At 66.7% G+C, this 26987-nt stretch carries 26 protein-coding genes; 19 read left to right on the forward strand and 7 right to left on the reverse strand.

Annotated elements, in window-relative coordinates; all coding sequences use genetic code 11:
* Nucleotides 1-35 precede the first annotated feature (35 nt).
* From ACE3QW_RS04555 to ACE3QW_RS04585, 7 genes are all read left to right on the forward strand, one after another.
* The gene (locus ACE3QW_RS04555) at nt 36-323 is read left to right on the forward strand and encodes a DUF1330 domain-containing protein (protein WP_029557336.1); all 288 of its coding nucleotides are present in this window, start codon (nt 36-38) and stop codon (nt 321-323) included.
* Nucleotides 324-367: 44 nt separating this feature from the next.
* Complete coding sequence (locus tag ACE3QW_RS04560) at nt 368-1468, forward strand: acyl-CoA dehydrogenase family protein (protein WP_374250630.1); 1101 nt, start codon at nt 368-370, stop codon at nt 1466-1468.
* On the forward strand, nt 1455-2630 hold the full coding sequence (locus tag ACE3QW_RS04565) for an acyl-CoA dehydrogenase family protein (protein WP_374250631.1): 1176 nt from the start codon (nt 1455-1457) through the stop codon (nt 2628-2630). The genes ACE3QW_RS04560 and ACE3QW_RS04565 overlap by 14 nt, the downstream gene beginning before the upstream one ends.
* A 52-nt stretch (nt 2631-2682) precedes the next feature.
* Nucleotides 2683-3054 carry a Zn-ribbon domain-containing OB-fold protein gene (locus tag ACE3QW_RS04570; protein ID WP_029557339.1) on the forward strand — a complete coding sequence of 124 codons (372 nt, stop codon included), beginning with the start codon at nt 2683-2685 and terminating at the stop codon, nt 3052-3054.
* A 16-nt stretch (nt 3055-3070) separates the two neighbouring features.
* Complete coding sequence (locus ACE3QW_RS04575) at nt 3071-4225, forward strand: thiolase (RefSeq protein WP_029557340.1); 1155 nt, start codon at nt 3071-3073, stop codon at nt 4223-4225.
* Between the two features lie 68 nt (nt 4226-4293).
* A complete protein-coding gene (locus tag ACE3QW_RS04580) occupies nt 4294-5067 on the forward strand; it encodes an SDR family NAD(P)-dependent oxidoreductase (protein ID WP_197022985.1) in 774 nt (257 codons plus the stop codon).
* Nucleotides 5068-5148: 81 nt separating this feature from the next.
* Nucleotides 5149-5907, forward strand: a complete 759-nt coding sequence (locus ACE3QW_RS04585) for an SDR family NAD(P)-dependent oxidoreductase (protein ID WP_374250632.1) — start codon at nt 5149-5151, stop codon at nt 5905-5907.
* A gap of 18 nt (nt 5908-5925) precedes the next feature.
* Here the strand turns inward: ACE3QW_RS04585 and ACE3QW_RS04590 are convergent, their stop codons facing one another.
* Nucleotides 5926-6909: a Bug family tripartite tricarboxylate transporter substrate binding protein gene (locus ACE3QW_RS04590; RefSeq protein ID WP_374250633.1), complete on the reverse strand. Its 984-nt coding sequence runs from the start codon at nt 6907-6909 to the stop codon at nt 5926-5928.
* 76 nt (nt 6910-6985) lie between these two features.
* Nucleotides 6986-7858: an enoyl-CoA hydratase-related protein gene (locus tag ACE3QW_RS04595; protein WP_374250634.1), complete on the reverse strand. Its 873-nt coding sequence runs from the start codon at nt 7856-7858 to the stop codon at nt 6986-6988.
* Between the two features lie 128 nt (nt 7859-7986).
* Here ACE3QW_RS04595 and ACE3QW_RS04600 point away from each other — a divergent pair, with 128 nt between their 5' ends.
* Nucleotides 7987-9648 carry an AMP-binding protein gene (locus ACE3QW_RS04600; protein WP_374250635.1) on the forward strand — a complete coding sequence of 554 codons (1662 nt, stop codon included), beginning with the start codon at nt 7987-7989 and terminating at the stop codon, nt 9646-9648.
* A gap of 57 nt (nt 9649-9705) precedes the next feature.
* Nucleotides 9706-10920, forward strand: coding sequence for an ABC transporter substrate-binding protein (locus ACE3QW_RS04605; protein ID WP_374250636.1), 1215 nt, complete (start codon nt 9706-9708; stop codon nt 10918-10920).
* An 80-nt stretch (nt 10921-11000) separates the two neighbouring features.
* On the opposite strand, the gene ACE3QW_RS04610 is transcribed toward ACE3QW_RS04605, so the two are convergent.
* The 5 genes from ACE3QW_RS04610 to ACE3QW_RS04630 are packed head-to-tail and all read right to left on the reverse strand — an operon-like array spanning nt 11001 to nt 15680.
* On the reverse strand, nt 11001-11699 hold the full coding sequence (locus tag ACE3QW_RS04610; protein WP_051679054.1) for a TetR/AcrR family transcriptional regulator: 699 nt from the start codon (nt 11697-11699) through the stop codon (nt 11001-11003).
* A gap of 8 nt (nt 11700-11707) precedes the next feature.
* A complete protein-coding gene (locus ACE3QW_RS04615; protein WP_374250638.1) occupies nt 11708-12496 on the reverse strand; it encodes an enoyl-CoA hydratase-related protein in 789 nt (262 codons plus the stop codon).
* Between the two features lie 12 nt (nt 12497-12508).
* Complete coding sequence (locus ACE3QW_RS04620) at nt 12509-13267, reverse strand: enoyl-CoA hydratase/isomerase family protein (RefSeq protein WP_374250639.1); 759 nt, start codon at nt 13265-13267, stop codon at nt 12509-12511.
* A complete protein-coding gene (locus ACE3QW_RS04625; RefSeq protein WP_374250640.1) occupies nt 13267-14445 on the reverse strand; it encodes an acyl-CoA dehydrogenase family protein in 1179 nt (392 codons plus the stop codon). The genes ACE3QW_RS04620 and ACE3QW_RS04625 overlap by 1 nt, the downstream gene beginning before the upstream one ends.
* A 5-nt stretch (nt 14446-14450) precedes the next feature.
* Nucleotides 14451-15680, reverse strand: a complete 1230-nt coding sequence (locus tag ACE3QW_RS04630) for a CaiB/BaiF CoA transferase family protein (protein ID WP_374250641.1) — start codon at nt 15678-15680, stop codon at nt 14451-14453.
* A 259-nt stretch (nt 15681-15939) separates the two neighbouring features.
* On the opposite strand from ACE3QW_RS04630, the gene ACE3QW_RS04635 reads away from it, so the two are divergent.
* From ACE3QW_RS04635 to ACE3QW_RS04680, 10 genes are all read left to right on the forward strand, one after another.
* Nucleotides 15940-16818 (forward strand): 3-hydroxyacyl-CoA dehydrogenase family protein, encoded by an 879-nt coding sequence (locus ACE3QW_RS04635; protein ID WP_374250642.1) that lies wholly within the window; start codon nt 15940-15942, stop codon nt 16816-16818.
* Between the two features lie 54 nt (nt 16819-16872).
* Nucleotides 16873-17556 (forward strand): 3-hydroxyacyl-CoA dehydrogenase family protein, encoded by a 684-nt coding sequence (locus ACE3QW_RS04640; RefSeq protein ID WP_374250643.1) that lies wholly within the window; start codon nt 16873-16875, stop codon nt 17554-17556.
* Nucleotides 17553-19175: an AMP-binding protein gene (locus tag ACE3QW_RS04645; protein WP_374250644.1), complete on the forward strand. Its 1623-nt coding sequence runs from the start codon at nt 17553-17555 to the stop codon at nt 19173-19175. The genes ACE3QW_RS04640 and ACE3QW_RS04645 overlap by 4 nt, the downstream gene beginning before the upstream one ends.
* A complete protein-coding gene (locus ACE3QW_RS04650) occupies nt 19172-19936 on the forward strand; it encodes an SDR family NAD(P)-dependent oxidoreductase (protein ID WP_374250645.1) in 765 nt (254 codons plus the stop codon). Before ACE3QW_RS04645 ends, ACE3QW_RS04650 begins: the two co-directional genes overlap by 4 nt.
* Nucleotides 19933-20343, forward strand: a complete 411-nt coding sequence (locus ACE3QW_RS04655) for a Zn-ribbon domain-containing OB-fold protein (RefSeq protein ID WP_029557355.1) — start codon at nt 19933-19935, stop codon at nt 20341-20343. The genes ACE3QW_RS04650 and ACE3QW_RS04655 overlap by 4 nt, the downstream gene beginning before the upstream one ends.
* Nucleotides 20340-21479 (forward strand): thiolase family protein, encoded by a 1140-nt coding sequence (locus ACE3QW_RS04660; RefSeq protein ID WP_250167069.1) that lies wholly within the window; start codon nt 20340-20342, stop codon nt 21477-21479. Before ACE3QW_RS04655 ends, ACE3QW_RS04660 begins: the two co-directional genes overlap by 4 nt.
* A 4-nt stretch (nt 21480-21483) precedes the next feature.
* A complete protein-coding gene (locus tag ACE3QW_RS04665; RefSeq protein WP_374250647.1) occupies nt 21484-22296 on the forward strand; it encodes an SDR family NAD(P)-dependent oxidoreductase in 813 nt (270 codons plus the stop codon).
* 42 nt (nt 22297-22338) lie between these two features.
* Entirely contained in the window at nt 22339-23442 is a 1104-nt protein-coding gene (locus ACE3QW_RS04670) for a CaiB/BaiF CoA transferase family protein (RefSeq protein WP_374250648.1), read from the forward strand.
* 77 nt (nt 23443-23519) lie between these two features.
* Nucleotides 23520-24746 carry an ABC transporter substrate-binding protein gene (locus ACE3QW_RS04675; RefSeq protein WP_374250679.1) on the forward strand — a complete coding sequence of 409 codons (1227 nt, stop codon included), beginning with the start codon at nt 23520-23522 and terminating at the stop codon, nt 24744-24746.
* Nucleotides 24747-24762: 16 nt separating this feature from the next.
* Nucleotides 24763-26745, forward strand: coding sequence for a hypothetical protein (locus tag ACE3QW_RS04680; protein WP_374250649.1), 1983 nt, complete (start codon nt 24763-24765; stop codon nt 26743-26745).
* Nucleotides 26746-26987 lie beyond the last annotated feature (242 nt).

Raw genomic sequence — 26987 nt, forward strand, 5'->3', positions numbered from 1 at the left:
GAGGCATTCCATGAAATGCAGGCAGGGAGACGCGAATGGCGGCGTATTTGATTTGCGAGGTGGATCAGATCGATGCGGAAGCCGCGTCGACCTATCTGCCCCAGGCCGCTGCAGCGATTTCCGCGTTCGGGGGGCGCTATCTGTCTCGTGGCGGCGAAACACGACTTGTCGAAGGGGAAAAACAGCCCGGCCGCATCGTCGTTATCGAGTTCCCATCGATGGACGTCGCCATGCAATTCTATGAATCGGATGCGTATCGGGCGCCGCGAGATCTTCGTCGCGCAACGACGAAATCCCGTCTCGTCCTGGCGGATGGTCTCTGAGGGGCGGAAAAGACGTGACGGCTATGTTGCTTCCAGACGACCAGATGGTCGATGACAGCGAATTGCGGTTGCTCGGGGATAGCGCGGAGGCCTTCCTTGCGGTGCGCGCATCCAGCGGGCGGCTACGCGCGGGCGGTCCGGTCCTTGATTCGGACATATGGGCCGCCATGGCCGAGCAGGGGTGGCTCGGCATGTGTCTACCCGAGGCCCAGGGCGGGCTCGGGATGGACGCTTCCGCGGCTTGCGTGCTCACCGAGGCGTTCGGTGCCGCGCTCCTTCCCGAACCCTTCATCGCCATGGCGCTGATGCCGTCGCTTCTCCTCGCCGCCCTGCCGGGTGCCGGGGATGAGATCGCAGCCGGTATCGCCGCAGGGGAGCGCCTTGTGACCGTCGCCTGGCAGGAGGCCGCGGAGAACCTCGCTCCTCTTCCAAGGGATGCCGTGGTCGAGCGGAACGGTGATCACCTTGTGCTGCGCGGGCGCAAGGTCTGCGTTCCGGCCATTGCCAGCGCGGGCGAATGGCTCGTCACGGCCGTGCTCGACGGGGCGAGCGCGTTGCTGCGCGTGGATCCCGCGTTGCGGGGCGTGGAGGTGGAGCAGGTCCTGCTCGTCGACGGCACCCGCATGGGCGCCGTGTCGTTTGCGCAGGTCCGCCTGGATGAGACTGCGGTTCTGGCTCGGGGTGACGAGGTGGAGCGGGCAACCGCGCGGATGATCGCCGGCGGCCAGCTCGCTCTGGCGGCGCAGCTGTACGGCATCGCCAAGGCGAGCCTGCACATCTCATTGCGATACATGGAGACGCGGGTCCAGTTCGGCAGCGCGATCGCGCGTTTTCAATCCCTCAGGCATCGGGCGGTGGACCTGAAGATCGGTCTTGAACTGGCCCGGGCCGCGCTGCGGGACGCTCGTCGTCCCCATGGGGCCGGAGACCAAGCCATCAGCGCCGCCAAGGCGAGCGCATCGGAGGCCGCGGTGGCAACCAGCCGTGCCGGCATTCAGCTGCACGGCGCGATGGGCTTCTCCGATGAGGCGGACATCGGGCTCTACCACAAGGCCGCGTTGACCGGGGCCGCATGGCTCGGCAGCGCGCGCCTTCACCGGACCACCTCGACCCAGGGCAGAGGACGCGACCGTGAATCGGCTTGAAGAGATTTCCGCTTCCGTCGTGGCGCGTCGGTCGGAACTGGCGGATGCCGATTTCCGGGCCGCGTGGCGCGCGTGGCTGGAAGAGCATTGCGATGTGCAGATGCTGCGTCCGGCGCGACGGCTGGCCGGAGCCCCCCTGAAGGCGTGGCTGCGCAAGCTCAATGTCCATGGCTGGCGCGCCCCGGGCTGGCCGCGAGAGCACGGCGGCATGGGCCTGTCCTTCGCCAAGCAGCTCATCTATCGCGAAGAGCTGGAACGGCTTGGTGTCACACGTTGGCTCGACCTTGGTGAAACCCTGCTCGGCCCCATGCTCATGCGTCATGGCACGCAGGAGCAGAAGGCCACTTTGCTGCCGCGCATTCTTGATTGCTCGGATTTCTGGTGTCAGGGCTATTCCGAGCCGAATGCAGGATCGGATCTCGCCAGCCTGCGGACCACAGCGGTGCGTGACGGGGACGACTTTATCGTCAATGGCCAGAAGATCTGGACCACGTTCGTTCAGGACGCAACGCACATCTTCACCCTGGTCCGCACCGGGCGCTACGAGCGCAGGCAGCAGGGGATCAGCTTTCTTCTCATAGACATTGAGACGCCTGGAATCACGCGGCGCGGCATCCGCAATATTGCAGGCGATAGCGAGTTCGGCGAAGTCTTCTTCGACGATGTCCGGGTGCCGTCCTCGCAGCTTCTTGGCACGCTGGACGAGGGGTGGACCATCGCGAAGTCTCTTCTGGAGTTCGAGCGGACCAGCATCGGAAGCCCCTTCCTCGCGGATCTCGCGCTGAAGATGCTGAACAGCCTCGCGGAGCGCTGCAGCATCGCGGATGATCCCGTGTTTGCGGCCCGGATGAAGGGGTTCGCGTCCGAGCTTGACGTGGCGCGTTTGCTCTATGCCGACTTGTGCGGGCGGTTTGTCGCCGGAGAGAAGCTCGACAGCGAGTTCTCCATGATGAAGCTTGTATCCACCGAGCTTTTCCAGCGCACCGCGGAGTACGCGGTGGAGGTGCTGCCCCCCTACCAGGCCGGACATCACGACCAGTCCACGCGCGTGCTGTTTGAGGAGATCAACCATCTCTACCTGATCTCGCGACCGGTGACGATTTTCGGCGGCACCAGCGAGGTCCAGCGCGACATCATCAGCCGCTCCCTTCTCGCTGTCTGAGGCGGGTTCACCCCTTTTTTCTAGCAATCGCGACGGCCGAACAGGAGGCCTCATGGGATACATTCGTCCACTCCAGGACTACATGGAGTTTCTTTCGAAGGGGAAGCTGATGCTTCTCAGGTCACGGTCGACGGGTGGGTACGTCTTCTATCCCCGCGTCGCCGAGCCTCGGACGGGAGCCACCGACCTCGAGTGGGTGGAAGCCTCGGGCCGGGGATCGATCTATGCCTGCACCATCGTGCGCCAGCGCCCGCCCACGCCGAACTACAACGTCGTTCTGGTCGATCTCGCCGAGGGGCCTCGCATGATGTCCACCGTCGTCGAGATGGAGAACGAGGACATCCGCATCGGCATGCCTGTCCAGGCTGCCATCATCGAGCGCGACGGAGCGCCCCTCGTCGTGTTCAAGCCAGCCAATATCTGAGGATAGGATCGAGAGCGTGGACGACACCTTTCCCCGCGGTCGAACCGCAATTGTCAGCAATGCCACCTACGGGTTGGGCGAGGCGCCGGGCCTCAGCTCCATGGACCTCGCCGCGCACGCGAGCGTGGCCGCGCTCGCGCGCATCGGCCTGACGCCGGCTGACGTGGATGGCGTATTCATCGGCCTGCCCGACGATTATCTCTCCGGACTGACCCTGTCGGAGTATCTCGGCATCAAGCCGCGCATCTCGGACAACAACCGGACCGGCGGGTCGGCCTTCCAGACCCACGTCGCCTGGGCCGCGATGGCGCTGGCCGCCGGCCAGTGCGACGTGGCCCTCATCGCCTATGGGTCCAACCAGCGCACCGCCTCGGGAAAGCTGGTCCAGTCGAACCGCCCGTCCCCCTACGAGGGACCCTACCGGCAGCTCCTGCCGATCTCCTCCTATGCGCTTGCCGCCTCGCGCCACATGCATCTCTACGGCACCACGCGGCGGCAGCTCGCGGAGGTCGCCGTGGCCGCGCGCGGCTGGGCGAAGCTCAATCCGGAAGCATTCATGCGGGATGACCTCACCATTGAGGACTGCCTCGCGGCGCGCCTGGTTTCCGATCCGCTGGGGCTCAGGGATTGTTGCCTCGTTACGGACGGGGCCGGTGCCATCGTGATGGTGCGGGCGGACAGGGCGCGGGACTTCACGCCGAAGCCGGCCTACGTGCTCGGCGCGGCCTCCGCCGTCACGCACCGCGACATCACCAACATGCCCGACCTCACGGTGACGGGCGTGGCCGAGGCTGCGCCCCGCGCCTACGCGCAGGCTCGGGTGAAGCCGACGGATATCGACGTGGTCGAGCTCTATGACGCCTTCTCCATCAACACCATTCTCTTCCTGGAGGATGCCGGCTTCTGCCCGAAGGGCGAGGGCGGCCGCTTCGTGGAGGATGGCGCAATCGGACCTGGCGGCCGGCTGCCGGTCAACACCAATGGCGGCGGGCTCTCGTGTGTCCATCCCGGCATGTATGGGCTGTTCACGATCATCGAGGCGACCCGCCAGCTGGCCGGGGAGGCGGGTGCGCGGCAGCAGGCCGACGTGAACCTCGCGTTCGCTCAGGGGAATGGCGGGATGCTGTCCAGTCAGGCCGTGGTGATCCTCGGCAGCGAGGCGACCCTCTGACCCCCCGGCAGACCGATCACGCGGCCCAGCGCCAGGACCCGTTTCGGCTGGATGGCCGCACCGTCGTCGTGACCGGTGCGGGATCGCGCGGCGAGGGGATCGGCAACGGCCGCGCCATCGCGGTGCTGATGGCGCAGGCGGGCGCGCGCGTCGTGGCCGCGGATCGCGACGCTTCGGCGCTCGACGCCACGCTGGCGATGATCGCCGAGACCGGTGTTCCCGGCCTGGGGGTGGTCGCGGACGTGGGGGACCCGGCCGGCTGCGCGCAGATCGTGAATGGCGCGCTGGAGCGGTTCGGGCAGCTCGACGTGCTCGTGAACAATGTCGGGATCGTCGGCCCCGCCGGGACCGCCGAGGACGTCGATCCGGAGGCCTGGGACGACGCCTTCCGGATCAACGTGAAGTCGGTGATGCTGATGGCCCGCCATGCGGTTCCCGCGCTGCGGCGTTCGTCCGCCGCGGCGATCGTCAATGTCTCGTCCATCGTGGCGCAACGCGGCGGACATCCGAGCCTGTGTTACCCCGCCACGAAAAGCGCTGTGCTGGGAATGACCACCGCCATGGCATCGCACTATGGGCCGGCGGGCATTCGCGTGAACAGCGTGATGCCGGGCAACGTCTTCACGCCGATGGTCACAACCCGTGGCATGTCGGAGGAGATGCGGCTGCAGCGCCGGGAGAACAATCTCCTGAAGATCGAGGGGACGGGGTGGGACGTGGGTTATGCGACCCTGTTCCTGGCGAGCCAGGCGGCCCGCTGGATCACGGGTGTGATCCTCCCGGTCGATGGCGGCCTGACCTCGTCCGTTCCCCTTCCGACGCCTCCCGTCAGCCGCGGCTGAAGTGGGGGCCGTCGGCGTTGATGGCGCCTCCGGCCTCGCGGCCCGGTCTTCACGCAGGCCATACTTTCGGAGGACATGCCGATGATTTCCCGCGCAGATCCAAAAGTCGCGGTGGTGACGGGAGCCGGGCGGGGCATCGGGTTTGCCTGCGCCCGGCGTTTCCTCGCCGATGGCTATTCCACCATCCTGCTTGACCGTGTCGAACCCAAGGACGCCATCGGCTCGCTAGGACCCCGGGCCTCCTTCATGGCGTGCGACGTCGGCTCGGCCGCGGCGGTTGCCGCCGTCTTCGAGGCGGTAAGGGCTGAACATGGCCGGCTCGACGTGCTGGTCAACAATGCCGCCATCAACATTCCCGCCCACTTCCTTGAGCTGACCGAGGCCGTCCTCGACGAGACGCTCCGGGTCAACGTCAAGTCCGTCCTTCTGTGCGGGCAGGCTGCGGCGCGGCTGATGATGGGAAACGGCGGGGGCGCCATCGTCAACATCGCCTCCGTGAGCGCGACCATGTCGACGCCGACCAGCGTCCCCTATGCGACGTCCAAGGGGGCGGTCGTGTCGCTGACCAGATCCATGGCTCTCGGCCTTGCCGGCCACGGCATCCGCGTCAACGCCGTTGCGCCGGGTACGGTCGTGACGGAAATGACCCGGGAGAGGCTGCTGGGAGACGAAGCCGCGCGCCGCCGCATCCTGTCTCGCACGCCAATCGGCAGGGTGGGAACTCCCGAGGAGATCGCAGGCGTGGTGGCCTTCCTCGCCGGCCCGGACTCGAGCTTCATGACCGGCGAGGTGGTCAATGTGGAGGGCGGCCGCTTCTGCCTCAACTATGTCATGGACTGAGGCGCCCCGGATTGTGCTTCATTCCAGCGAAATCTTTGCCTTCGCCGTGACGAGCCGCCATTTTTCCAGATTGCTGGCGATGTAGTCTTTCGCGCTGACGGGGTTCGAATCCGCGATCGGGTCGATGAGCGAGGCGCGAATCTCGTCCTGAAAGGCGGTCTTGGACATGACGTCGTGCGTGATGTCCGCCAGCTTGCCGACGACCGCGGCCGGGGTGCCGGCCGGCGCAAGTACCGCGTTGAACGTGCTGGCCAGCATGCCGGGAAGACCCGCCTCGCGGGTCGTCGGTATGGCGGGCGCGTATGAGGCCCGCTTGTCGCTGCAATAGGCGAGCAGGCGAAGGGGGCCGCTCTCCTGGGAATAGGGCAGCATGCTCGTCAGCGTTTCGATGAAGAGGTCCACCTCTCCCCTGATGAGACCCAAAAGGGCTGCCGCGCCTCCGGTGTAGGGCACGTGGACGAGGTCGAGGCCGCCCGCCTCCATCTTGAAAAGCTCGAGCGAATAGTGGGCGATGGCGCCGATGCCGGTGGACGCGGCAGAGTATTTCCCCGGATTGGCCTTGATCTCCCGGATAAGGGCTTCGAGATTCTCGACCGGAAGTTTGGCCTTGTTGACGCCGATGACCATCGGCGTCTCCCCCACGATCGCGATGGGGCTAAAGCTCGTAACGGGGTCGTAACCGGCCTTGGAGTTCAGAAGGGCGTAGAGGATCAGGCTCGATGTGGCGAACGACAGCGTGTACCCATCCGGCGTAGACCGCGCCACCGACGCATTTGCGATGCTCGCCGAGGCTCCGGGCTTGTTGTCAATGACGACCGGGACGCCGAGGAGGGGGCTGACACGTTCGGCGTAGCGCCGCGCGAAGATGTCGGACTGACCGCCCGGCGGAAATCCCACGACGAGGCGGATCGGACGGTTCGGGAAATCGTCCTTGGCCAGCACGATACCCGGCGACATCGCCGCAACACCGGCGCCGACCTTCAGAAAAGTCCTGCGATCCATTTTTGTTCTCCTCCCATTCTTGTTGTGTTGGTTCGGGTTGTCCTGGCCGCGCGGTCTGACGCCGCCTTCGGGAGGCTCAGGCGCCGCCGCCGCGATGTTTCGCGCGCGGCTGGGCCTCTTGCTGGGACCGGCCTTTGGTGGGGTTCGCCGGCCAGCCGAAATAGGCTGGGCGCTTCTCCCGGAAAGCCTGGACCGCCTCAATGGCATCCGGCGTGCAGACAAGTGCGGCCTGAACGTCCCGTTCAAGGTCCAGCTGATCGCCGAACGAGTTGAAGGGGGCGGCATCGAGAATCCGGGTCTGTTCGGCGAACGCCCGCGGCGGACCTTCTCTGAGGCGATGCGCCAGTGCCGTCGCTTCGCCCTGCAGCGCCTCGTCCTCGACGCACTTCCAGACGAGGCCCCACTGCTCCGCCTGTGCCGCCGGCAACCGGTCGCCAAGCATGGCAAGGCCGAGGGCCCGGCTGCGGCCGAGAAGTCGCGGCAAGAACCAGGTCATCCCCATGTCAGGCACCCGCGCGAGACGCGGTGCGAACGGGAAAAGGAAGTAGGACGACCGCGCTGCGAGAACCATGTCGCAGACGAGGGCTAGCCCGCAGCCGCCCCCGACGGCGGCGCCGTTGACCGCCGCAATCTTCGGCCGGTCGAAGGCATAGAGGTCACGCATCAGGCCGTTGATGGCGTCATCCATCAGGGCCCGGAACCGCCGGCTAGGGTCCGCTTGCCCCTCCTCCTCCTGCATGAAAGGCGCGCCGAGGTCGATGCCGGCGCAGAAGGCGCGGCCCGCGCCGGTAAGCAGGAGCACCCGGGCATCGGGATTGTGGCGCAGTTCGCTCAGGACAGCACGAAGCTGCACGATCATCTGAAGATTGACCGCGTTCAGGACGTGCGGGCGATTGAGCGTTATCCGCGCAACCCCGTCTTCCACCACGGTCTCGATCATCTTTTCCATTGAGCCCTCCATCGGCACTCGAACAAAAAATAAATGAGTAGTCAATTTTATTGTGCGAACAGTTCCTCGCTGATACCTTTCCCACGGGGATTTGGCACGTGGATGCCTATTCATAATCGTGGGGAAAGATGGATCAGGATCTTGCGCCCGAGACGATCGCTGCCCGGCTGGGCGTCATGCTTCAGTCCGAGCGGATCGCGCGCATGAAGCAGCAGGGCTTCTGGACGGACGAACGCCTCGTCGATTGCCTCGATCGCGCCGTCCTGGCCCACCCGGACGCCGAGGCGATCGTGTCCGCCCGGAAGGATGGGGGACGCGTGACGCGCCTCACCTATCGCGAACTCGCCGGGGAGGCGGAGCGCATCGCCGCCGGCCTTGCCGCGCTCGGCGCCCAGCCGGGCACAATCGTGTCGGTGCAACTGCCGTGCTGGTGGCAGTTCTCAGCCATCGTGCTCGCCTGCACGCGGCTCGGCTGCATCGTCAATCCGCTCATGCCCACCGCCAGGGCCCATGAGCTGAAGGCGGCACTCAGCCTGTGCGACACGCGGATTCTCTTCATTCCCCGCAGCTTCCGGCAGGTGGACTATCCGTCTCTCCTTGATGGATTGCGGAAGGACCTTCCCGGGCTTCGCCATGTGGTCGTGGTCGATGAGGCGGCGCCGGACGGCTTCGAGGGGCTACCGTCCCGTGTGGCCATCCCGAAGGCCTTCACCCATGCCGACGCCGTCACGGAAATCATGTTCACCTCGGGCACCACGGGCGCGCCCAAGGGCGTGATGCAGACCTCGAACACGCTTCTCGCCGCGACCCGTGCCTTCGCGGAGCGCAATGGTCTCGGCGCCGGCGACACGATCTTCATGGCGTCGCCCCTCGCGCACCAGACCGGCTATCTCTGGGGGATCTTCCTTCCGATCTTCCTCGGTGCCCGCGTCGTCTACCTGGACCAGTGGGTGCCGCAGCGTGCGGCGCAGCTGATTGCGGCGGAACGCGCCACGTTCAGCGTCGCCGCCCCCACCTTCCTGACGGATCTCCTCGGCGTTCAGGAGGCCGAAGGGGCGGATCTTGGATCGCTGAACGCCTTCCTCCTCGCCGGAGCGCCGGTGCCGAAAGTGCTTGTGGAACGGGCGGCGGAGCGCCTCGGCGTCCGCATCGGCTCGGCATGGGGCATGACTGAGGTGGCACTCGTCACCATCTCCCACCCCGCGGACAGCGCCGAGCGGGTTTCCGCCACCGACGGCGCGCCGCTCCCCGGCACGCAGATCCGCATCGTGAATTCCAGCGGCGTGCCGGTGCCACCCCGCGTGGAGGGGCGATTGCAGGCGCGGGGGCCGTTCAATTTCGTCGGCTATCTCAAGCGTCCCGACCTCAACGACACCGATGCGGACGGCTGGTTCGAGACCGGCGACCTCGGCTACGTGGATGACGCCGGCTATCTCAGAATCACCGGCCGTGCCAAGGACATCGTCATTCGCGGTGGCGAGAAGATCCCGGTCGCGGACGTGGAGAACGTGCTGTACCGCCACCCGGCGATCGCCGACGCGGCCATCGTGGCCGTGCCGGATCCGCGGCTCGGCGAACGCGCCTGTGCCTATGTCACCTTGCGGGGCACGGACGGCTTCGACATGGCCGAAATGACCCGCTTTCTCGCCGCGTGCGGCGTGACCCGAACCTATTTCCCCGAGCGTCTCGAGATCATCGCGGAAATGCCCCGCACGGCCAGCGGGAAGATCCAGAAGTTCCTGTTGCGACAGCGGGCTGAGGTGGACACGGCCACCGCTTCGGCAGGGTAGGGACGGGCGGAATACCACGCCGCCTCAAAAATGAATCAAGCTTCAGGAGGAGGAAACATGCGAGCTGTTCTGCTGGCTGCGCTTGCGGCAGGGTTTATGGCGGTGTCCGGATTGCCGGCCGCATCGGCCGACGGATCGGCCGGCCCGGTCCGCGTTGGCGTGCTTACCGACATTTCCGGCTATCTGTCGTCGGCCCTCGGCCCGCCGACGGTCGATGCCGCCCGCATGGCTGCGGAAGACTTCGGCGGCACCGTCCTCGGTCGGCCGATCGAGGTGCTCGGGGCCGATCATCAGAACAAGGCCGATATCGGCGCGGCCATCGCCCGCCGCTGGTTCGACGAGGATCAGGTGCAGGTGATCACGGGCATGGGGAATTCTGCGGTTGCCCTGAGCGTGCAGGGGCTGGCGGCGGAAAAGAACCGGATCGCGCTCTTCGCTTCGGCGGCGAGCACGGCCATCACCGGCAAGAGTTGCACCCGCAACGGCCTGCACTGGACTCACGACACTTACATGTTCGCCAACGCCTTGCCGAAGACGCTGCTGGCGCAGGGCGTGGACAGCTGGTTCCTGATCGCTTCCGACTATGCGTTCGGGCGCTCGCTGGCGGAGGAGACGCGCAAGGTCATCGAGGCCCGGGGCGGCAAGGTGGTCGGGGTCGTCTATCATCCGCAGGGCACCACGGACTTCTCTTCCTTCCTGCTTCAGGCGCAGGGCTCCGGGGCCAAGGCGGTCGCCATCCTGAATTCGGGCAACGACACGGTGAATGCCATCAAGCAGGCGTCCGAATTCCAGATCACCCCCCGCCAGCGCCTGGTGGTGGGCATGCTTCTGGTCTCCGACGCTTATGCCATCGGCACCCAGTTGGGGCAGGGGCTTGAATTCTCGACCATCTTCTACTGGAACCAGAACCCCGAGGCGGCGGCTTTCTCGCGCCGCTTCTTCGCCCGCAACAAGGTGATGCCGACCGAGGCGCACGCCGGCGTCTACAGCGCGGTGACCCATTATCTAAAAGCCGTGAAGGCGGCGGGGACCACGGATGTCACGACGGTGGTCGACAAGATGCGGGCGACGCCGGTGAATGATTTCTACAGCGACAACCTCGAAATCCGCGCGGACGGCCGGTTGATGCGCCCCGCCTATCTCGCGCGGATCAAGGCGCCGTCGCAGCAGAAAGAGCCCTGGGATCTCTACGAGATCGTCGCCCGTATCGATCCGCAGGATGCATTCCGCCCGCTCGCCGAGGGGGAGTGCCCTCTGGTCATGAAGAAGTAGGCCCGCGCGACCGGATGCCGGCTCATTGTCCGGCATCCGCCCTTCCGGCCGGGCCCTTGGCACAGGGGCGGTGGCGGAAATCAGAGCGGGCGGCCATCCAGCAGGTTGTGGCGTGAGAAATGCGCCTCGCCCGCGTCATTCAACATGCCGCGGATGATGACGCCAAGGGTCTTGCGGGCATAGTCTTCGAAGCTGATGACCTTGCGCAGCCGCCAGTTCTTGAGCCCCCAGGCGTGGGCGGAGTTGATGATCCAGTAGGTGGCGAGTTCCGGATCGACGTCCATGCAGAAGCCGGCGCGTTCGCATTCCAGAACGCAGTCCACGATCAACTGGTTGGTCTGAAGCTCCTTGGACTTCAGGATCGCGATCTGCTCCTTCTCAAGGGAGGCGCTCTCGCGATAGGCGAACAGGGTGGCCTGAACGCGCTGATCGATCACCTTGTAATAGGCGATCGCCGCGGCCTGGAGCCGTTCCAGCGGGTCCTTGACGCCGATCAGCGCGCTCGGGACGTCGCGGTTGTAGGCTTCGAGGATTTCCAGGATCACCTGGAAAAGCAGGTCTCGCTTGTCGTTGAAATACTGGTAGATCAGGCCCGAGCTGACGCCGGCGGCGGCCGCGATATCGGCGACCGTGGTCTCATGGTAGCCCTTCTGCTCGAAGCAGCTGAGCGCCCCGGAGAAAATCTGCTGGCGCCGCTGCTCCGTCTTGCGGTGGCGGCGCGTCGGCGTCGTCCCGCTCTTGCGGGCGGGTCGACGCGTTGGCAGCACGGTCTGATCCATCCAGCCCCTTATCCCTTCCGTCTGGCCGCGAAGTCGGGGGCACGCTTCTCGGCGAAGGCGACCCGACCCTCCTGGCACTCCGGCGATTCCAGATACAGCTGGAGGCCGGCATCGGCGAACAGCGCCTGCGCGCCCAGTCCACCAGACTCCAAATTGAACGCACATTTAAGAAATTTCAATGCCGTCGGGCTGAGTGCGACAGTCTCCCGCGCCCAGGCCGTGGCTTCGGCCACCAGGCTGTCCCCCGGCACCACCTTGTTGACAAGGCCCCAGCGCTCCACCTCCGTCGCCGTGTACTGGCGACAGAAGAACCACATCTCGCGTGCCCTGCGCTCGCCGATGAGCCGGGTGAGATGGGTGCCCCAGCCGGCATCGAACGATCCGACGCGGGGCCCAACCTGTCCGAAACGGGCGTGCTCGGCGGCGATCGCCACGTCGCACACCGCTGCCAGCACGTTGCCTCCACCGATGGCGAATCCGTTCACCGCGGCAATGACCGGCTTGGGAATGGAGCGGATGGCGACGTGCAGGTCCTCGATCTCCCAGCGCCCGTTCTGGCTCAGGCCATAGCTTCCGGTCTCGACGAATTCCTTCTGGTCTCCGCCGACGCAGAACGCCTTGTTGCCCGCCCCGGTGAAGATCACCGCCCCCACATCGTCATCCGCCCAGGCGGCGCGGAAGGCGTGCAGCAACTCCTCCACCGTGCGTCCGCGAAAGGCATTGAGCCGCTTTTCGCGGTCGATGGTGATGGTGGCGATGCGGTCTGCCACCTCGTAGCGGATATCCGTGTAGTCCATGAAACGCGCTCCTCAGCGGGCACCGGCGAGAAAATCGGCGATGCGGGTTCGTGTGTCGGCCTGGTCGAACAAGCGGCGATCCGCCTCGCGTTCCTCGGCGTATCCGTCTCGCGCCGGGTCGCCGGCGGCGGCGATGAGGGCTTTCGCCTCGCGAACGGCCGCCGGCGCGAGCCCGGCGATGCGGGTGACCACCGCCTCTACGGTCGCCTCCAGCGCCTCCGGGGGGCAGGACCATTGCACGAGGCCGAGCCGCTCCGCCGTCGCGCCGTCGAGCGTGTCTGCGGAGAGGATGATGCGGGAGGCGATTCCCCGTCCGCACAGGCGCGTCAGGCGCTGGGTGCCGCCGGCACCCGGGATGAGCCCGAGGCGCGCTTCGGGCAGGCCGAGCTTCGCCTTGTGCGATGCGATGCGGATGTCGCAGGCGAGCGCCAGTTCAAGCCCGCCGCCGAGTGCCGCGCCGCCGATCTCGCACACCACCACGGCCGGAAGGGCCTCGATGCGGGCGAACAGGCGCTGGAACTCGGACACGTCGCCCACCATGGCATCCGCGCCGTCGGCACGGGCGAAGAGGGCGCGGACGTGGTCGAGATCCATGCCGGCGCAGAATATCTTCTGATCAGAGCGGATGAGGAGGACCGACAATCCAGCAGCGCCCTCCAGCCGGTCCAGCAAGGCGTGGAAGCCTGCGAGCCATTCCGCGTTGATGGCATTGACCGGCGGGCGGCACAAAGTGAGGACGGCCTTCGCGCCGTCGAGCTTGAGGTCGAACATCAGCGGTTGCTCTTCTTCTGCGCGAACGAGCGGCCGATCAGCTGGCGATGCACCTGGTTGGTGCCCTCCCAGATCTGGGTGATCTTGGCGTCGCGCATCAGGCGCTCCACCTCGTATTCCCGGCAGTAGCCGTAGCCGCCGAACAGCTGGACGGCCTCTTCGGTCACGCGCATGGCGACGTCCGTCGCCTTCATCTTCAGCATGGAGGATTCGATGCCGAAGTCGTCCGTGCCACTCTCCACCATGTCCGCCACACGCCACAGCCAGCTCTCGGCCAGCACGATGTCCGTGGCGAGATCGGCGAGCAGGAACTGGATGCCCTGGTTGTCGATGATGCGCCGGCCGTTCTGCCTGCGCTCGTTGACGTAGGCGACAGCCCGCTCGAACGCGCTCCGCGCGATGCCCAGCGCATGGGCGGCGACGCTCGGGCGCGACCGGTTGAGAGAGCCGAAAAGGATGTCGAGCCCCTCACCGGGCGCGCCGATGAGGTTCGCACGGGGGACACGGCAGCCGTCAAAGGCGAGGACCGCCGTACTGGAGGCGCGGTGTCCCATCTTCTTCTCCGTGCCCAGCACGGAAAGGCCGGGAGTACCCTTTTCAAGCACCAGCACAGAGATCGCCGCCTTGGGGTCCTCGATCTCGGACCACTTGCCGAACAGGAGATAGAGATCCGCCACGTCGCCGTTGGTGATGAAGCACTTGCCGCCATCGACGATGATGTCGTCCCCATCGGGGGTGAACCGGGTTTTCATGCCCGTGGCGTCGGACCCCGCGCCGGGCTCGGTGATGGCGAGGGCCGCGAGGCCGCCATCCGCGATGCGCGGCAGGAGACGCGCCTTCTGTTCCTCGCTGGCGAAGGCCACCACCGGCTTGATGGCGTGGAAATTGGTCGCCCAGATGATGCCGGTGGACGCGCAGGCGCGGCTGATCTCCCGGACGCAGGCCAGATAGGCGCGATAGCTCAGCTCGGCGCCGCCATAGGCCTCCGGAATGAACATGGCATTGAGGCCGAGGGCGTTGATCGCCTGCACGTTTTCCCAGGGAAACGCGCTGGTTTCGTCGTAATGCGAAGCCTTCGGCGCGAACTGGTCCCGCGCGAGCGTGCAGACGCTGTCGAATAGCATGCGTTCGCTCTCGCTGAGGTCCAGCTGAGCATCGAGCCTGTCCAGTATGGTCATGGGGGTCAGATCACTCCTTGGCGACTCAGGCGATCGATTTCGGTGGCATCGAGTCCGATCCAGCCGGCGAGCACGTCGCGCGTATCGGCGCCCAGCACCGGCGGGGCGCGGCGTGGCCCGCAGGTGGACCCGTCGATGCCGATGCCGAGGCCGACCTGGGGAATGGTGCGGCCGTTGTCCTCCATCCGGTAGAGGAAGCCGCGAGCCTGAAGTTCCGGGTCTTCCACCATCTGGTCGATCCGGTTGATGGGGCCGCAGGGGATGCCGGCGGCATCGAAGAGGTCCAGCCAGTGGGCGCGCGGCTTCGTGAGAAGGCGCGCCTGGATATGCGCCACGATCTCCGCCCGCGACGCATGGCGGTCGGCGTTGCTCCCGAAACGCGGATCGGCGCCGAAGGCCGGGTCGCCGATCGCCTCCCAGAAGCGGCGCCACAAGCCGTCGTTGCCGAGGCCGAGGGTGATCGGATCGTCGGCCGTGTCGAACGCCTGGTAGATGGCGATGACGCTGTCCTTGCCGCCGGAGCGGCGGGGCACCTCGCCGGAGCCGAGATAAGTGACCACACGGGGGGTGAGAAAGCGGGTCATGCTCTCGAACATGGAGACGTCGATGGTGTGGCCCCGTGCGTTCTTCGCGCGGTCGTACAGGGCGGCGAGGGTGCCGATGACGGCATCCATGCCCGAGAGAAGATCGGCCGCAGGGGTGCCCACCTTCTGCGGCGGGCTGTCCGGCTCGCCCGTGAGGTCCATGACCCCGCTGAAGCCTTCCGCCACGATATCGTAGGAGGTCTTGTCGGCCCGCACGCCATCGAGGCCAAAGCCGGTGATGGAGACGAACACGAGGTTCGGGTTGAGGGCGCGCAGCGTCTCCCGGTCCACTTTCAGCTTTTTCTGAACCCGCGGAACGAGGTTGAGCACCACCACGTCGCTGACCGCCACGAGACGGTGCAGCACCGCGAGGCCCTCCGGTTGGGCATAGTCGAGCGCCACGCTCGCCTTGTTGCGGTTCACGCTCAGGTACCAGAGCGACTCCCCGTCGAGGAAAGGCGGTCCCCAGGCCCGGGAGTCGTCGCCGCGTCCCGGGCGCTCGATCTTCGTGATCTCCGCGCCGAGATCGGCGAGCAGCATGGTGGCATAGGGGGCGGCGATGGAGGTGGTGAGGTCAAGCACTCTGACGCCGGCGAGCAGCGTGCAGGGCGGTGCGTCAGGTGCTGGGGGAAGGCGATGCAGCGGCAGCATGGAGCGTCCGTCATAAAATAATTACTCGTTCAATCATTTTTGACTGAAGGCGCTTGGCGCTGTCAATAGCGGAACACGCGCGCCTGCCTTTGCGAGACCGGCCCGGTGGTGCGCCAGATCACGCATTCGCAAAGGCTACGGCGCACGATAACGCCGATCTGCGAAATGCCCGGTTTGGACGGAAGCCTGCGGTCAGGTCTTGACGAAGATCGGAGGGGCGGGATAAAAACTGAATATAAATTCAAAAAGGCAGTTGCAGATGGCCTGGGAGTGGAACGCCGCCGCGGTCGCCGGTGCGGGAACGATGGGCGCCGGCATCGCGATCACCATTGCGCGCTCGGGGCTGAACACCCTCGTGTTCGACGAGAGCCCCGATGCCCTCGACCGCGCGAAGCGCCAGGTGGAGGCGTTTTTCGAAAGCTCGGTGCGCAAGGGCAAGCTCGATGCCGCGGCCGCGGCCGCGGCGACCGCGCGCCTGTCCTACGTCAAGGACGTTTCAGTCCTCGCCGAGGCGGACGTGGTCGTCGAGGCGATCTACGAGGAACTGGCAGCCAAGCAGCGGCTGCTGTCGACCCTGAATGCGGTGTGCGGGGATGAAACCCTTTTTCTCACCAACACCTCGACGCTTTCCATAACCGAGCTCGCGGCGGGTTCGGGGCGGCCGGATCGGGTGGTCGGAGCGCACTATTGTCTCCCGGCGCAGCTGATGCGGCTGGTGGAGATGTCAAAGGCGATCCAGACCTCGGCGGCGAGCTGGGATCAGGCCTGGGCCTTCCAGCGTGCCACCGGCCAGCATCCTGTCGAAACCAGGGACCGGCCGGGCTTCGTGCTCAATTTCTTTTGCGTGCCCTACCACAACGACGTGATCCGCATGGTGGAGGCCGGGGTCGCCGAGCCCGCCGACATCGACAAGGCGTTGAAGGCGGCCATGGGCTTCGCCATGGGGCCGTGCGAGCTGATCGATCTCATCGGGCTGGACACGCAACTGCGCGCCTCGGAGGCGTTCTTCTCGGTCACCAACAATCCGCGGACGTTTCCCCCTCCGCTGCTGCGCCGGATGGTGGCGGCCGGGCAGCTCGGCCGCAAAACCCGGCGCGGGTTCTTTGATTACGGTTCCGACGCCCTGTTCGGCGCCTAAGACGAGAAAAACCAAGCGCTGGCGCCGGATGGGCAGCCGCGAACGTGGGGAGGTATGATGCCGGACCTGAGTTATTCGATCGCGCAGACAGGCGAAAGTCGTGCATTTCCAGGCACACACGCTTTCATCGATGGTGCCACTGCCGAAGGTGCGGTGCTTGTGCTGCTCGGCCCCGCGATGGCCACGCGCTGCGTCGCGCCGGAGCGGACGGCGGTGCTGGTGGAGCTTGGTACGGAATGCCTGGCGGCTTATGAGCGCGAGGAGGATCCGCCGGCGTCGTCGAACCTGGTCGGTTTCGCGCGCTGGCGGCTCGGCGACAATACTCCATCGGATCTGATCGAACTGGTGGCCGGCCGCACCACGCGCCCGAATGCGCTCGATGCCGCCCAGGCCGTCTTCGAAGCGGCGGGCTTCACCGTCAGCCGGTGCGCGGACCGCGCCGGCCGCATCGTCGACCGCCTCCTGCGACCGCAGTTCAACCTCGCCCTCACGGCCCTCGACGACGGCCTCGCGACGGCCGAGGACATGGATCTGTGCCTCAAGCTGGGGCTTGGATATCGGCAGGGCCTGCTCGCGCCGCTCCTCGGCTCCGGGCTCGCCGACCACTACGACGTGACGCGTGCGCTGTTCGAGGTGTACGGGCAGGCTCAGTATGCGCCGCCGCGTCTGGCGGTCGTGGCGCGCCAGAAGGCGGACAAGCCCTCCCATGCCTCCCCTCTCAGGGAGGCCGGGGAATGAGCATCTACGACGACCTGCCCCTGGACCGGGTATGCCATGCGCCGCTCACGCCCCTGCGCTTCCTCGATCGGGCGGAGCAGTATTTCGCCGACCGAACCAGCGTTGTCAGCGGCGAAATCGCGCTGACGTGGCGGGAGACCGCCGCGCGATGCCGGCGGCTGGCCTCGGCGCTGGCGCGACGCGGCGTCGGTCCCGGCGACACGGTGTCGGTACTGGCGCCCAACGGCTTGGCCATCTACGAGGCGCACTTCGGCGTGCCCATGACCGGGGCGGTGCTCAATACCGTCAACACGCGCCTCGAGCCCGAGACTGTCGCCTACATCCTCGCCCATTGCGAAGCCAAGGTGCTTCTCGTCGATACCGAATTCTCCGAGCTTGCCCGACAGGCCCTCGCCACGCTCGCGCACCCGCCTCTGGTCGTCGACATCGCCGACCCCGGCGGTCCCGGAGGCGCGCGGATCGGCTCGATCGAGTACGAGGAATTGCTGGCGGAGGGCGACCCGGCGTTCCACTCGGCCCAGCCGTCGAGCGAGCTGCAACCCATCACACTCGGCTATACGTCCGGCACCACCGGAAAGCCGAAGGGCGTGGTCTATGACCACCGCAATGCCTTCGTCGAATCCCTCGGCAACATGCTCGCCCTCGGCGTCAGCGGGCGTCCCCGGCTGGTCTGGGTGGTCCCCATCTTCCACGCCAACGGCTGGTGCTATCTGTGGCCCATGGCTGGGGTGGGCGCCACCAACATTCTGGTTCGCAAACCCTCCGGCGGCGCGATCCTCGGACTGATCGCCCGCCACGGTGCCACCCATGTCTTCGGCGCACCGGTCATTGCGCAGATGATCGCCCAGGTTCCGGCGGCGGAACGGCCGGTCCTGTCGCACAAGGTGCGCATGCTCACGGCGGGCGCTCCACCGACCACGGCGCAGTTCCTCGCTTTGGAGCAGATGGGGATCGATCTCGATCAAGGCTACGGCCTGTCCGAAGTGTGGGGACCAGCCATTTTCCGCGAGCCGCAGGAGGAATGGGCTGCCATGGCGCCTGCCGAGCGGGCGGCATTGAAGGTGCGACAGGGCATTCCCAACCTTGTTCTGGACAGCGCCATCGTGGCCGATCCGCTGACCCTGGAGCCGGTTCCGCGCGATGGCACCACGCTGGGCGAGGTGATGTTCCGCGGCAATGTGGTGATGCGCGGCTATCTCAAGAATCCGGAAGCGACCCGCGAGGCCTTCGCCGGCGGCTACTTCCATTCCGGCGACCTCGCGGTCTGGCACCCGGATGGTGCGATCGAGCTGAAGGACCGGTCCAAGGACATCATCATCTCGGGCGGCGAGAACATCTCGTCCATCGAGATCGAGAATGCCATCTGCGCCCATCCCCATGTGCTTAGCGCCGCCGTTGTCGGGGTTCCGAGCGCGCGGTGGGGCGAAAGTCCGTTCGCATTCGTGGAGATCCGGGACGGTGTGGCGCTCGATGCTGCGGAACTTGAGGCGCACTGCCGGGCGCGGCTCGCCAGCTTCAAGGTTCCCTGCGGCTTCGCGTTCGGGCCGATCCCCAAGACGGCGACGGGAAAGGTTCAGAAATTCCTGCTGAGGCAGCAGGCTCGGGAGAATGCGGCATGAGCGACGCACGGGAGCTGGCGGGCAAGACGGTTCTTGTCACAGGGGCATCCTCCGGGCTCGGACGGCATTTCGCGCTGATGCTGGCGCGAAAGGGCGCACGCGTCGCCGCCGCGGCTCGGCGCACCAGCCTCCTCGAGGATCTCGCGCGCGAAGCGGACGCGCTGGGCTGCACCATCGTGCCGGTCGCCATGGACGTGGCGTCCGTCGATGCCATCAGGGCCGGCATCGCCGAGGTGGAGGCGTCGCTGGGGCCGATCCATATCCTCGTCAACAATGCGGGCATCGCGGTACAGGCCAAGGCGCTTTCCACCACCGAGGCGGAATTCGATCGGGTGTTCTCCACCAACGTTCGTGGCGCCTTCTTCGTGGCTCAGGTCTGCGGCCAGCGGATGATCGAGCGGGGCATTGCCGGCCGCATCGTCAACATCGCATCCGTGGCGGGGCTCGTGCCCATGCCGCAACTCGGCGTCTACGGCATGTCCAAGGCGGCGGTGGTGCAGATGACGCGGGCGCTGGCCATCGAGTGGGCGCGGCACGGCATCTCCGTCAACGCCATCTGCCCCGGCTATGTCGCCACCGCCCTCAATGCCGCGTTCTTCGGTTCCGAGGCCGGGCAGAAGATCACGGCGGCCCTGCCGAAGCGCCGGATCGCGCAGCCGCATGATCTCGACGGAACCCTGCTGCTGCTCGCCTCGCCCGAAGCCGGCGCCGTCATCAACGGCGCCATCATCTCCGTAGACGACGGATACATGCATTCATGACGGCCACGCGCAATCTCAGGGACGACCTGTTCGTCGCCGGCCCGCCGCCGCGCCTTCTCGGCAGCCGCTGCCGCGAGACGGGGGAGCTGTTCTACCCGGTGCAGGTGATGAACCCGGTGACCCATCGGGCCGGGACCATGGAAACGTGTGAGCTGGAGGGGGCCGGGCGGCTCCTCAACTTCACCCGCATCCACCGCGGCATGCCCGGCTACGACTCTCCCCTCGTTCTGGGGATCGTGGAGCTGGATGCTGGCCCGACATTGACGGCTCAGATCACCGACTGGGCGGGAACCGACCTGCACATCGGCCAGCGGCTGGATCTCGTCATCGGCACCATTCGCACCGATCCCGACGGCACCCGAGTTCTCGGACCGAAATTCCGCCCGATCAAGGATGAGAACCTATGAGTGCGGTCCATGTGATTGGCGCCGGGATGACGCAGTTCAAGCCGCATCCCACGGTCGAGGTCCACGAACTGGCGCGGCAGGCCGCCTGGGCGGCCATCGAGAGTTCGGGCGTGCGCCCGGAGGATATCGAACTGGCCTATGCCGGCCACGCCTATCAGGGGCAGTGTTTCGGCCAGAAGGTGCTGCTGAAGATCGGCATGACCGGCATGCCGGTGGTGAATTGCGAGAACGCCTGCGCGAGCGGCGCATCGGCGGTCTGGGGCGTCGTCAACGCCATCAAGGCTGGTCAGGCGGATATCGGCATCGCCATCGGTGCGGAAAAGCTCGCCTCGGCCAAAGGGGGCTTCACCCCGCTCGTTGCCGATGATCTCGAAAGCAGCATGGGCCGGGTCATGCCCTCCGTCTTCTCCATGATGGCGCGCAAGCACATGGACCGCTATGGCACCACGCTGGATCAGCTGGCCCGCATTGCGGTGAAGAACCGGCGCGGCGGGGTGCGCAATCCCTATTCCCCGTGGCGCGACGAGATCACGGTCGAGGACGTGCTCGCCGCGCCCATGATCGCCGAGCCCTTGACCCGCCTGTCCTGCTGCCCGGTGTCGGATGGCGCCGCCGCGGTCATCCTCGCGTCCGATCGGGTGGCGCGGCGCTACACCGCGCGGCCGGTGGAAGTCCGCGCCGCCATTCTCGCGTCAGGCATCCGCAACGGAGTCGGCATGGCGGACGACCATTCCGAGATGACCATCCGCGCGGCCCGGCGGGCCTATGAGGTCGCCGGGATCGGTCCGGAGGACGTGGACCTGTGCGAGCTGCATGATCCCTTCACCATCGCCGAGCTGGTGCACTACGAGGACCTCGGCTTCTGCGCGCCGGGGGAGGGAGGGCGCGGCGTCGACGAAGGATGGTTCGACATCGGCGGGCGCGTCGCGGTGTCGCCCTCGGGCGGCCTGCTCGCCCGCGGTCATCCCCTGGGCGCGACCGGGGTCGCGCAGATCGCGGAAATGTTCTGGCAACTGCGCGGAGAAGCCGGCGAGCGGCAGGTGCCGGGCGCGCGGGTGGGTCTCGCGCACACGGTCGGCGGGGGCGTTACCCAGATCGAGGCGGGCGCCACGTCGGTTCATATTCTGGTGGGATGACGCGATGGAACTCGAACTCGAAGGAAAGGTGGCCCTCGTCACCGGCGGTGGCATGGGAGTCGGGCGCGCCATCTGCAAGCGCCTCGCGGCCGAAGGCGCGCGGGTCGCGGTCAACGACATCCTGCCGGAACGGTGTGCGGCGGTCGCGGCCGAGATCGCCGAGGCCGGCGGCACGGCGTTGGCGGTGCCGTTCGACATCATCGACCTTGACGCCGCCCGTGCGGGCGTGGCCGAGATCGCAGAAGCGCTCGGTCCTGTGGACATTCTCGTCAACAATGCCGGCGTGGTGCCGGAGCGGCGCACCGGAGAGATCGGCATGCCGACCTTCCGGGAGATGGCGCCGCATTTCTGGAAGAAGATCGTCGATCTCAACTATTATGGCGTCATGAACTGCGTGGCCGCCGTGGCGGATTCCATGGTGGAGCGGCGCACCGGCAAGATCGTGTCGATGGTGTCGGACGCTGGCCGTGTCGGCGAACCGCGCATGGCGGTCTATTCGGGGGCAAAGGCCGCCATCATCGGTTTCTCCCGCGCCATCGCCAAGGAACTGGGGCCGCACGGCATCACGGTCAATGCCGTGTCCCTGTCGGCGGTCGCCCACGAAAATCCCATCGCCGGCTTCCAGAAGCTGACGGCGACGGTGGAGAGCGATGAAACCCTGCGCAAGGTGCTGCGCAACTACCCCATCGGCGAAGGCCTGGGCCGCCTGACCCGGCCGGAGGACGCGGCCGACGCGGTCGCCTTTCTGGCCTCTGCCCGCGCCGCCTACATCACCGGTCAGGTGCTGGGAGTGAATGGCGGCTTCGTCATGGTCTGAGCCGCGCGCGGCAACGCACGGCGAATGAGGAGGATCTCCAGGATGGATGCTCGCGAGGGGCAGGATGCGTCGCGCCCGGAGGGGGGAGCTTTGCCCCTGCGTGGACTGAAAGTGGTCGATTTCTCGACCCTTCTGCCCGGCCCGTTCGCCACGCTGATGTTGGCAGAGGCCGGCGCGGACGTGGTCAAGATCGAGCGTCCGGGCAAGGGTGACGAGATGCGCGGCTACGAGCCACGCGTCGGACCGGACAGCGCCATATTCGCGCTGCTCAATCGCGGCAAGGCAAGCGTGGCGCTGGACCTGAAGTCCCCGGACGGCCTTGCGCAGGCAAAGGAGCTTGCGCGCGGCGCGGACATCCTCGTCGAGCAGTTCCGTCCCGGCGTCATGGCGCGGCTCGGCCTCTCCTACGAGGTGCTTTCGGCGGAGAATCCGCGTCTCATCTACTGCTCGATCACGGGCTACGGACAGGACGGGCCGAAGGCGCATGTCGCCGCGCACGACATGAACTACGGCGCCGACGCAGGGCTCCTCTCGCTGGTGTCCGACAGCGACGGCACCCCGTCGCTTCTGCCGATCCCGCTGGCCGATATCGGCGGGGGAACCTATCCCGCCATCATCAACATTCTGATGGCCGTGATCGAGCGCACCCAGACCGGGCGCGGGCGCCATCTCGACATCTCTATGACGGACAATCTGTTCCCGTTCCTCTACTGGGCGCTCGCCGGCGCCGCGGCCGGCCAATGGCCGTCGTCCAATGGCGAACTCATCACCGGCGGCTCGCCCCGCTATGCCATCTATCGAACCGCTGATGGCCGGCACCTGGCGGCGGCTCCCCTGGAGGATCAGTTCTGGCGGACCTTCTGCGCGGTGCTCGGCCTGAGCGAGAACGCGAGCAAGGCCGACGTGGCGACGGCCGTGGCGGCGCGCCTCTCGGGCGACCTCATGGCCGCATTCGCCGGCAAGGACGCCTGCGTGTCGCTCGTCGCCTCCATCGAGGAAGCCATGTCGGACCCCCATGTCGCCGCCCGCGACCTCTTTCGCCGCCGCATTGCGAGCAGGGCCGGAACGATCGCCGCGTTGCCGCTGCCGCTCGTGGAAGCCTACCGCGATCCTGAAGAGACGAAGCCGTTTCCCGATCTCGGGTGACGGCGCAAAGGGTTGAAGGGCGCGCAGTCGCCCGTGCCCGAGAAAAACGACAAGAAAACAACGGTGGAGGAAACGCCATGTCCAGGAGCAAGCATCCCATAGGATTCACGCTGTTGACCCTCGGCGCGCTTATCGCCTGGGCCGATATCGCCCAGGCGCAGGTCTCCGACGATATCGTCAAGATCGGCGTGCTCGACGGTCTTTCAGGCCCTTATGCCGACCTGCAGGGCCCGGGGGACGTGGTCGCCGCCCGGATGGCGGTGGAGGATTTCGGCGGCAAGGTGCTCGGCAAGCCGGTGGAAGTGGTTGCCGGTGATCTCCAGCACAAGGTGGACGTCGGCAGCACCATCGCGCGACGCTGGTACGATCAGGAGAAGGTGGACGCCATCTTCGGCCTCGGCGATTCCGCCGTCGCGCTGGCGGTTCAGGACATCACCCGCGAGAAGGATCGGATCAACATCGTCATCGCGGCGGGGACGCCGGCGCTGACGGGCAAGAACTGCTCGCCGAACGGCATCCACTGGACTTACGACAATTACGCCATTCCGCGCGCCACGGCTCTGGCGACCCTGAAGGATGGCGGGAACACCTGGTTTTTCATCACCGCGGACTACGCCTTTGGCCAGTCGCTTGAGGAGAGCACGCGCCGGGTGGTGGAGGGCAGCGGCGGAAAGGTCGTGGGGGGCGTCCGCGCGCCCATTAATACCACGGACTTCTCATCCTTCATCCTCCAGGCACAGGCGTCGGGCGCGAAGGTGATCGGCCTTGCCAATGCCGGCGCCGATATGACCAACACGATGAAGCAGCTCGTGGAATTCGGTGTCGCGGGGAATCGGCAGCGGCCCGTCGGTCTGCTGGTGACACTCACCGATGTGCACAGCCTCGGCCTCAAGGCCGCCCAGGGGCTGACCTTCACCGAGGCCTTCTACTGGGACCAGACGCCGGAGACGCGGGCCTTTTCCAAACGTTTCCAGGCCATTCACGGCAAACCTCCGACCATGATGCAGGCGAGCATGTACGGCGCCGTCATGCACTATCTCAAGGCGGTCCAGGCGGCCGGCACGGACAGTGCAAAGCCAGTGATGGCAAAGATGAAGGCCACGCCCATCAACGATTTCATGACGAAGAACGGCGAAGTGCGGGCGGATGGGCGCGTCATCCGGGATCTTTATCTGTTCCGCGTGAAGAAGCCGGAGGAGTCGAAGGGCGAATGGGACCTGCTGGAGCAGGTCGCGACCATCCCCGGCAAGGATGCGTTTCGCCCGATAAGCGAGGGGGGCTGCCCCCTGGTCTCCGGCCAGTGAGGATCTGAACGGCTGGGTGCGGCCCATCCACCAGTGCTTCGAACCGGCGGCGGCGCGCCGCCGGTCTTGTTCCACCGCCTGCGACCGACGCCGCCGGCGGTCTTCAGCGAGTCGTTCTCCGATGCCAGCCCACGCCAGCTTTCCCCATCTCTTCACACCGCTCCAGCTCAGGGCGAAAACGGCGCGCAACCGGTTGATCGTACCGGCCATGGCGACCCATTTCGCCGAGCCTGACGGTTCGGCGGGCGAGCGCCTTGCCGCCTATCTGGAGGCCCGCGCCGAGGGCGGCTTCGGGATCGTGGTGACGGAGAATATCGGTGTGCACCCGGGAGGGCGGGTGATGGCCCGGATGCTCATGGCGGAGGATGAGTCCCGGATCGCGGGCCTCGCGCGCCTCGCCACGGCGATCCGCGGCCACGGGGCTCTCGCCATCGGGCAGATCAACCATGGCGGCCGGCAAACCGCCAGCCGCCTGACCGGGCAGGAGCTTGTCGCCCCCTCGGCAATCGCATGCCCGCTGATGCGTGAAATGCCCCGCGCTCTGTCGGCGGACGAGATTCCCGCGTTGCAGGAGGCCTATGTGGCGGCGGCGGAGAGGCTGGAGAAGGCGGGATTTGACGGCGTGGAGATCCACGCCGCCCATGGCTATCTGGCCGCCTCTTTCCTTTCCGCCTATTCCAACCGGCGCGACGATGCCTATGGCGGCTCGCCGGAGAACCGCCTGCGCTTCCTTGCGGGCATCGTCGCGGGCATTCGGGCCCGTTGCAGTCCCGACTTTCTTCTCTTCGTGCGCATGAGCGTGGAGGAATTCGTCCCGGATGGACTCGTTCCGGAGGACGTCGTGGTGATCTCCCGGCAGCTGGAGGCGCTGGGGTGCGACGTGATCTCCCTGTCCGTGGGCGTCTATGAATCCTACAACCAACTGACCATGTTGTCCGGCGAGCCGGAAGGCCCCTGGCTGGACCGCGCCGGCGTGGTGCGGCGGGCCATCGGCATTCCGGTGGTGGGGGTCGGTCGCATCAAGCGCCCGGAACGCGCCGAAGCGGCGCTGGCGGAAGGCAAGATCGACCTCGCGGCGATCGGGCGTGGATCGATCACCGATCCGGATTTTCCGAACCGTTTGTACCGAGGCGCGGGGCCGGCGGCGGTTGCTTGCATGTCGTGCAATCTCTGCCTCGGCCGCAGCGCACGACCGGAGATGATCTGCCCGGTCAATCCCTTCGTCGGCCGCGAGCGAGATCTGGCTCCGCCCGCCCCGAAACAGGGCATGCGGCTGCTGGTGCAGGGCGCCGGCTTCGCGGCCCTCACGGCCGCCTGGCTCGCGGCGCGCCGGGGCCTTGATGTCACTTTGGCCCATGGCGCGCAGCCGCTCGGAGGCATGCAGGCGTGGCGTAGCCGGGTGCCAGGTCAGGCGGAATATGCTGTCGCCGTGCGTGCGGTCGTGGAGCGCGCCCGCACCGTGGGCGTGGACATCCGGCCCGGCAGCGTGGCCCCCGCAGGTTTCGACCTGATCTGGCGCGAGCGCCGCCTCGAGCCGGCTCGCATCGATGCGGCATCGGCGTCAAAGACGGTTGTGACCGCCTACGCCGTGCTTGCCGACACAGCGGGCTCGATCAAGGGCCGCGTGCTGGTTGCTGGGGATGACCTTGCCGCCGCGGATGCGGCCCTGCTCTTGGCGGATCGAGGCCTCGCCGTCACGCTCCGCACTCCTGCGCGGGACATCGGGTTTGACGCTCATCCGGGCTTTCGCGTTCTCAACCGCCGACTGCTGCTGGAGCGCGGGGCGCAAATTGACGTATCGGTCGCTGATCCCTGCGATCACGTACAGAACTTCGATGCTGTCGTTATTGGCAGGCTAGACGCTGCGTCTTCGGCCGATCCCCAGCTCTGGAACACCGACTGGGGAAATCCGGCCGATGCCCAGATCGACGATTGCTACGAACCGGGCGCCCTGGCTCAAGCCGTCTATCGGGCCGTAGAGCTGACGCGATCCTTTTGACATCCTTTAGTTTGCGACGGTGAGCTTTGGATCAAAGAGCGGCAGAATGCGGTAGGGCCGGCCGTTCTCCCCCTCCCGTGAAGCCAAATTCCGCCAGCGGCCGATCTCAGGTTCAAGCGCCCTGACGTGATCGGCGGGAGCGCCATCGGCTCGCACCGCACCCTCCGCCGGTGTCCAGCCGAGGCGCGCCCCCTGGACAGGACACCAGCGCCAGCGAGATCGACACTGCGACGTGACGGCCG

This window comes from Xanthobacter sp. (genome assembly GCF_041911315.1).
GTDB classification, from domain to species: domain Bacteria; phylum Pseudomonadota; class Alphaproteobacteria; order Rhizobiales; family Xanthobacteraceae; genus Xanthobacter; species Xanthobacter aminoxidans.

Bases quoted from the DNA above. Each gene is read 5' to 3' on its own strand.
- ACE3QW_RS04675 (WP_374250679.1), top strand. From the start codon at position 23,520: ATGTCCAGGAGCAAGCATCCCATAGGATTCACGCTGTTGACCCTCGGC.
- ACE3QW_RS04560 (WP_374250630.1), top strand. From the start codon at position 368: ATGGTCGATGACAGCGAATTGCGGTTGCTCGGGGATAGCGCGGAGGCC.
- ACE3QW_RS04660 (WP_250167069.1), top strand. From the start codon at position 20,340: ATGAGTGCGGTCCATGTGATTGGCGCCGGGATGACGCAGTTCAAGCCG.
- ACE3QW_RS04615 (WP_374250638.1), bottom strand. From the start codon at position 12,496: ATGGACTACACGGATATCCGCTACGAGGTGGCAGACCGCATCGCCACC.
- ACE3QW_RS04635 (WP_374250642.1), top strand. From the start codon at position 15,940: ATGGCCTGGGAGTGGAACGCCGCCGCGGTCGCCGGTGCGGGAACGATG.
- ACE3QW_RS04670 (WP_374250648.1), top strand. From the start codon at position 22,339: ATGGATGCTCGCGAGGGGCAGGATGCGTCGCGCCCGGAGGGGGGAGCT.
- ACE3QW_RS04630 (WP_374250641.1), bottom strand. From the start codon at position 15,680: ATGCTGCCGCTGCATCGCCTTCCCCCAGCACCTGACGCACCGCCCTGC.
- ACE3QW_RS04605 (WP_374250636.1), top strand. From the start codon at position 9,706: ATGCGAGCTGTTCTGCTGGCTGCGCTTGCGGCAGGGTTTATGGCGGTG.
- ACE3QW_RS04640 (WP_374250643.1), top strand. From the start codon at position 16,873: ATGATGCCGGACCTGAGTTATTCGATCGCGCAGACAGGCGAAAGTCGT.
- ACE3QW_RS04570 (WP_029557339.1), top strand. From the start codon at position 2,683: ATGGGATACATTCGTCCACTCCAGGACTACATGGAGTTTCTTTCGAAG.
- ACE3QW_RS04610 (WP_051679054.1), bottom strand. From the start codon at position 11,699: ATGGATCAGACCGTGCTGCCAACGCGTCGACCCGCCCGCAAGAGCGGG.
- ACE3QW_RS04595 (WP_374250634.1), bottom strand. From the start codon at position 7,858: ATGGAAAAGATGATCGAGACCGTGGTGGAAGACGGGGTTGCGCGGATA.
- ACE3QW_RS04620 (WP_374250639.1), bottom strand. From the start codon at position 13,267: ATGTTCGACCTCAAGCTCGACGGCGCGAAGGCCGTCCTCACTTTGTGC.
- ACE3QW_RS04600 (WP_374250635.1), top strand. From the start codon at position 7,987: ATGGATCAGGATCTTGCGCCCGAGACGATCGCTGCCCGGCTGGGCGTC.
- ACE3QW_RS04645 (WP_374250644.1), top strand. From the start codon at position 17,553: ATGAGCATCTACGACGACCTGCCCCTGGACCGGGTATGCCATGCGCCG.
- ACE3QW_RS04625 (WP_374250640.1), bottom strand. From the start codon at position 14,445: ATGACCATACTGGACAGGCTCGATGCTCAGCTGGACCTCAGCGAGAGC.
- ACE3QW_RS04590 (WP_374250633.1), bottom strand. From the start codon at position 6,909: ATGGATCGCAGGACTTTTCTGAAGGTCGGCGCCGGTGTTGCGGCGATG.
- ACE3QW_RS04650 (WP_374250645.1), top strand. From the start codon at position 19,172: ATGAGCGACGCACGGGAGCTGGCGGGCAAGACGGTTCTTGTCACAGGG.
- ACE3QW_RS04665 (WP_374250647.1), top strand. From the start codon at position 21,484: ATGGAACTCGAACTCGAAGGAAAGGTGGCCCTCGTCACCGGCGGTGGC.
- ACE3QW_RS04555 (WP_029557336.1), top strand. From the start codon at position 36: ATGGCGGCGTATTTGATTTGCGAGGTGGATCAGATCGATGCGGAAGCC.
- ACE3QW_RS04585 (WP_374250632.1), top strand. From the start codon at position 5,149: ATGATTTCCCGCGCAGATCCAAAAGTCGCGGTGGTGACGGGAGCCGGG.
- ACE3QW_RS04655 (WP_029557355.1), top strand. From the start codon at position 19,933: ATGACGGCCACGCGCAATCTCAGGGACGACCTGTTCGTCGCCGGCCCG.